Consider the following 1,612-nt stretch of genomic DNA (forward strand, 5'->3'; position numbering starts at 1 on the left):
GGGTGATCCTATGCTGCCGAGAAAAGCTTCGACGCGAGGTTCTAGCCGCCCGTACCCTAAACCGACTCAGGTGGTCAGGTAGAGAATACTAAGGCGATCGAGTGAATCGTGGTTAAGGAACTCGGCAAAATGCCCCCGTAACTTCGGGAGAAGGGGGGCCTGAAGCGTGTACCGGCTTGCCCGGGAAGCGTGGAGGGCCGCAGAGACCAGGGAGAAGCGACTGTTTACTAAAAACACAGGTCCGTGCGAAGTCGCAAGACGATGTATACGGACTGACGCCTGCCCGGTGCTGGAAGGTTAAGAGGACGGGTTAGCCGTAAGGCGAAGCTCAGAATTTAAGCCCCAGTAAACGGCGGTGGTAACTATAACCATCCTAAGGTAGCGAAATTCCTTGTCGGGTAAGTTCCGACCTGCACGAATGGCGTAACGACTTCTCCGCTGTCTCAACCGCGAACTCGGCGAAATTGCACTACGAGTAAAGATGCTCGTTACGCGCAGCAGGACGGAAAGACCCCGGGACCTTTACTATAGCTTGGTATTGGTGTTCGGTGCGGCTTGTGTAGGATAGGTGGGAGACTGTGAAGTCGGCACGCCAGTGTCGGTGGAGTCAACGTTGAAATACCACTCTGGTCGCTCTGGATATCTAACCTCGGTCCGTAATCCGGATCAGGGACAGTGCCTGGTGGGTAGTTTAACTGGGGCGGTTGCCTCCTAAAATGTAACGGAGGCGCTCAAAGGTTCCCTCAGCCTGGTTGGCAATCAGGTGGCGAGTGCAAGTGCACAAGGGAGCTTGACTGTGAGACTGACAGGTCGAGCAGGGACGAAAGTCGGAACTAGTGATCCGGCGGTGGCTTGTGGAAGCGCCGTCGCTCAACGGATAAAAGGTACCCCGGGGATAACAGGCTGATCTTGCCCAAGAGTCCATATCGACGGCATGGTTTGGCACCTCGATGTCGGCTCGTCGCATCCTGGGGCTGGAGTAGGTCCCAAGGGTTGGGCTGTTCGCCCATTAAAGCGGTACGCGAGCTGGGTTTAGAACGTCGTGAGACAGTTCGGTCCCTATCCGCTGCGCGCGCAGGAAACTTGAGAAGGGCTGTCCCTAGTACGAGAGGACCGGGACGGACGAACCTCTGGTGTGCCAGTTGTTCCGCCAGGAGCACGGCTGGTTAGCTACGTTCGGAAGGGATAACCGCTGAAAGCATCTAAGCGGGAAGCCTGCTTCAAGATGAGGTTTCCACGCCCCTTGTGGGTGAGAGGCTCCCAGCTAGACCACTGGGTAGATAGGCCGGATGTGGAAGGCAGGACTAAAGACTGCCGCAGCTGACCGGTACTAATAAGCCGACAACTTCACCACAACATCTTTGTTACGCGTCCACTGTGCGGTTCCCGAACCGCGAACACCCCTCACCGTCCAGGTTCGAGGTGTGGTGTTTGATAGTTCGATAGAGTTACGGCGGTCATAGCGTGGGGGAAACGCCCGGTCCCATTCCGAACCCGGAAGCTAAGCCCCACAGCGCCGATGGTACTGCACTCGCCAGGGTGTGGGAGAGTAGGACGCCGCCGGACACCTTTTGCACGAAAGGCCACCCCACTGGGGTGGCCTTTCGTCGTT

General features: G+C 57.1%; 2 rRNA genes. Both read left to right on the forward strand.

Going from position 1 to position 1,612, the window contains the following annotated elements:
- Nucleotides 1-1,354, forward strand: a 23S ribosomal RNA gene (locus AB0N78_RS14560); the annotation flags it as partial.
- A gap of 95 nt (nucleotides 1,355-1,449) precedes the next feature.
- A 5S ribosomal RNA gene (gene rrf / locus AB0N78_RS14565) occupies nucleotides 1,450-1,566 on the forward strand.
- Nucleotides 1,567-1,612: the final 46 nt, after the last annotated feature.

Source organism: Cellulomonas sp. NPDC089187 (assembly GCF_040685135.1).
GTDB lineage: Bacteria > Actinomycetota > Actinomycetes > Actinomycetales > Cellulomonadaceae > Cellulomonas.